Source organism: Neomegalonema sp., from assembly GCF_028688855.1.
Lineage (GTDB): Bacteria > Pseudomonadota > Alphaproteobacteria > Rhodobacterales > Rhodobacteraceae > Neomegalonema.
This window is the reverse complement of record NZ_JAQTXI010000045.1, coordinates 3,119-8,139: the sequence shown is the minus strand read 5'-3', so window position 1 is coordinate 8,139 and position 5,021 is coordinate 3,119. Positions and strand designations below refer to the sequence as shown.

Sequence of the window (5,021 nt, the reverse complement as noted above, 5' to 3'; positions counted from 1 at the left end):
TTTATTATAAATCTTATTGCTATATCCATAAAAATTGCCCCATGAATGGAGCAATTTTTTAGATCATCATAGCAGTTAACCAATGATGATTTGGTTATTGTTTAATAAATCGTGCAAAGTAATTTCGCTAGATTGGTTGGTCAATATCAATAAATTTTCGCTTTGATAATGATCAGCATCCCCATCACGATCGATTGAAATCGTTGCACTATCTGTATCTGAATTGTAATTAATCTTAATGAACTTTTCGACATTGGTACTATTACTTGACATTAAATCACTATCTTGTAGCAATCCATTAAAGAAATCAGATGCGAATTTAATGGTATCTGCATTTGTATCATTTGATGGATTACCCAAATGAAAATCCGTCCAGGTATCAATGCCATGACCTGCTTTGGCATCGGCAGCAGCCAAAACATTATAGATTAAAGTATCGTTACCTGTGGTCCCTGTACTAATAATATCATCACCTATTTTCGCAACGATGGTACTATTTGGATTTGTTACTACCACAGAAAAATCAAATGTAGAATTTTGAGTACTATTATCTTCCGTTTCCGTTGCTGTGACATTCATTGTCACCTGATAAGTATGATCCACTGTCACACCCACAGGCAATTGTAACTTCATGTCAGTGAATTCAACTATATTTGTATCTCCTGTTACCATAATTTCACCAGAAGAATTTGCTACCGAAGTTTTTCCAGAAATAATAGTACCATCTTTATTAACAGTTGAATAAGTTAATATAGTGCCTGCGGCAAGACCAGTCATAGTCATGGAAAGAATTTCTGAACCATCGCGATCTGTTAATGATGCTTCAATCTTATTCAGACTAATCTGATCTGTTTCTGCACCAGAATAACCATAAACTACACCATAATAACCATTCCCTGATCCATATTTATCCTCATTTGCTGTGTCATTAAACGGTTTTAAGGTCATAAAATCAGGCAGCTCTGCAATAATTTGATTATAGTCACTAAAATATTTTACAGCTTCTTCACCAATGTTATTGCCATCAGCATCTTTTAAAACATGTTTAAGCTGGAAATTATAATTACCTACTCTATCTGCATTATGCAAATACAGTTTAAACGTATAAAAACCTGTTTCTGAAGCTACAAAAGATGCATCTGCCGAGGTTACCCCAGACCAATTTACATGATAACTGGACTCATCCCCAATAATAATGGTGCCACTATCATCTGCCTTACCCGTATATTGATAAGTTTGACCTTTTTCCAAATATAGATAACCTGTAATAAATACAGCATTATATGTTGGCAAGTTAGTAGATACAAAGGACTCGGCATGCGTTACAGTTGCACCATTGGTTGCTCTATTTTCATATAAATAATTCAATGCCTTAACCAGAGTATCATTGGTCGCGCCACTGCCACCACGTTCAAGTAAATTATATGTTGTACCATCAATAACAATTGATTTGATTCCAGTCCACGTATACATATTCATGGAAAATGACTCAACATCGTAATCCATAGTTTCCGTCGTTGTTGGCGTATCTGCTACAGCTGTTACAGTAATATTCTGTGTTACTTCCACACTATTACCGTATTGATCCTTCACCACAACCACAAAACTATCAACATCAGTTTCTGAATCTGAAGACCAGTTAGGCGCAGGAGTATAAGTAAAGTTACCAGTTACAGAATCCAGTACCACTGTACCACCATGCTGGGAGCCAGCACCGTCCTTAACGGTATAAGATAATGTATCTCCTGTAGGATCTACCCCCGTAATTTTTCCAGAAACAGCCACATCTTCATTAGTTGTTAAAGGAGTAGTAGAAGCTGTTGGAGCTGCATTCACCACGGCATCTTTCGTTGCCGGTGTTGCTGGATTACCTGCCTTATCACTTACATCTGCGCTAACAGTATAGCTTTGACCATCCTGTAAATTCAGTTGAGTGGTTTGTTGTGCTGTAAGGGAAATTGACCATGTTCCATCTGAACCAACGATGCCTGTAAAACTTGTTCCTTTAAGCTTTATCGTCACAGTCTGACCTTCTTCGGCACCAGATGTTGTCCCTTTAATCGTAAAGCCGTCTGTTTTTTCTGCCTGTGAAATAATTTCATCTTCAGCAACTGATGTAATTTCAATGGTCGGAGGAGTCACATCAACTGTAAATTTAAAGATAGGAGAGAATCCACCCAATACACCTGTCGCTTCATTATAAGTCGCCGCTTTAATGGTGACTTCACCGGGAGCTAGTGTACCCGTTGTGGTTACTTTATATAAATCAGAAACATTTGTCGTCCAACGATAATTGCCATTACCAGTTGATACTAGCTCTGCAACAGGAATAGAAATCCATTTACTGGTATTGTTATATAAATAAATTCTGACTTCATCAACCAGTGCCAGCTGCTCTGCTGTTAAGTTAATCGTACCAGTAATCTGACCTTGTTGATCATCAGTTACACCATTTGCATTAATCGTACCTTTAATTGCACCTACGTCATCTATATAGCCATCGACAACAGGTGTTGGCAAAACTAAAGTCGGATCAATGGTTTTATCATTACTTGTACCAGTGTTACCTGCTCTATCTGTAACATAGACAACAAACTGAGTATTTGTATCAACAACTGTTTTCACATCAGAATCTAATTGAATATTGATATTCAAATAGTTAGTTGAATCATACTGATTACCTACAACACCTTCGCCAGCGAAATGTTCTTTACCCTCTGCATCCTTATAAGTCACAATAACCTTATCACCTGTATTGGCATGTTTGGTACTGCTACTATCCCCATACACCAATGCACTAACCTTGCCAGAAGTTTCATCATAACTAACATTGGTCGCTTCAGGTGCTATAGTATCAACTACAAAAGTATATTTAGTTGATACCTCTCCAACTTTGCCTGTCACAGGATCAATAGCGCGCACCTGAATATAAATATTGTCATTATTTAATTGATCCGCCTCCCAGATATGTTCTAGTACAGCTTGTAACTCTGCTTCTGTAACGATCCAGTGACCATCAGTATCAACATTCACTTCCAGATATTTTGGATACGGCAAAGTACTTGGATTGTCGGAAGTATCCTGTTTATTAATATAGATACGGACTTTTTCCACACCAGATGCTACCGTTCCCTCTATACGACCAAGAGAGTCATTACTATAAATAGTAAATGTATTTCCATCACTGGCAATATTAGTTTCTGCACTTAATGAAGCAGTCGTTGCAGATATGCCAACCCAGCCTTCGGCATAACCATTCTCATTAATAGATACTTTAACTTCATACGCTTTTCCTAAACTATCAGTCACAGAAATAATATCAGTTAATGGAGCTTTCGTTAAATCAAGCGTACTTTGTAAATTAGTACTTAATTTATAAGTCCAGTTTCCATTTGCATCGATACTAAATGTACCATATGTAGTTGCCACATTACTCTGTTCGACGATAACGGCATTGGAATCCCAAGCAACAGTCACTTTGCTAGAGATGGAAACATCTGACAATACACCAAAAGTTGTTACTGTGTTTTGTACACTGTCAATATCATCATAATAATGCGTCACATTTGCTAGTGGAGCATCTACCACATAACTTGCAACCTCAGATGTTGCTGTATTATCCCCATGATCCCGTACAGTTGCTGTTGCCGTACCATCTAACAATTTTGCCGCTTGTTGTGCAGTTACAGTAGCAGACCATATACCATCGGCCTGTACAATACCTGTCACTGTAATTGCCTGACCATCAGACGTGTTGGCAAAAGTAACACTGACTTCTTGTCCTGCTTCTACTCCAGTACTCGTACCCGTTACTGTAAAAGGTTGTTTAGTCGATTTACTAAAATCAGCATCTATAGTATCGCTCCAAACCACATGCCAATCATTACCTACTATGGTAATTGCTATAGTAGGCTTAACCAAATCTAATCCCGGTTGATATTCATTGACATCTAGTGTATTCGAATCATCTGGTGTATAGCCTGATAAATTGTTATAAGCATATATATTAGAATTATCAATATCTATTGTATGTGCTTCCACCGTGATAGCAGAACCATCAACAATCCCATCACTTTCTAACAATTGATAAGAATACGAGCCAGTTTCAGTTCCATTTACATAACTTAAATCGACAGTTCTGGTAATAGTAATTGATTCTCCTGACGTGTTCAGACCTGTAATTATTAAAGTAATAATATTTGAACCTGCTATAACAAATTCTGTTGTACCTGTAATCAATCCATCAGAATTAATTGAAGTGGTAATTTCGCCTTGGGTGTTTTCAACATTCACCGTAATAACAGCTGTATCACTATTCCCGGCAGCATCTGTTGCTTTTATACCCAATGCGTAATATTTCTTATCATTCGGTAATGCTTCATAATCCAGCGTTTTACCTTCTGCTATAGTAATTTTACCTGTAATAGGATCAATAATAAAAATACCGTCTTCATTACCAGTAGTGATCTCATAGATTTTTACATCTTCATCATTACCTGTAGCATTATTATCAACATCATAAATTTCTGTACCAGATGCCACATTTTCTTTGAAAAAAACTTCGTTGCTAGTTATGTTAGGTAATGTCGTGTCAACGACATAGCCCTTATCAGATGTCACTGTCGCAGGGTTGCCTGCGACATCATGCACCACCACACTGCCTGCGATTGATTTGTCGCCGTCAGCCACCAAATCACTACCTGCAACATCAACACTCCAACTACCGCCTGCTTTAACATCAGTCGTGTATGTTTTCTCGTTGATGGTCAGAGTGACGGTATCGCCCACGGTAAATTCACCAGTCACCTTACCGGTCAACGTCACATCTGTTCCTGCCTCCGCAGCATTCACAATGTTGTCCGCTGTAACCGCATCAATGCTGAGCGTCGCTGTCGGTAATGTCGTGTCAACGACATAGCCCTTATCAGATGTCACTGTCGCAGGGTTGCCTGCGACATCATGCACCACCACACTGCCTGCGATTGATTTGTCGCCGTCAGCCACCAAATCACTACCTGCAA

General features: G+C 38.3%; 1 protein-coding gene. It reads right to left on the bottom strand.

Annotated elements, in window-relative coordinates; genetic code table 11:
- Positions 1-75: 75 nt before the first annotated feature.
- Positions 76-5,004 (bottom strand): Ig-like domain-containing protein, encoded by a 4,929-nt coding sequence (locus tag PHN62_RS17355; protein ID WP_300152694.1) that lies wholly within the window; start codon positions 5,002-5,004, stop codon positions 76-78.
- Positions 5,005-5,021: the final 17 nt, after the last annotated feature.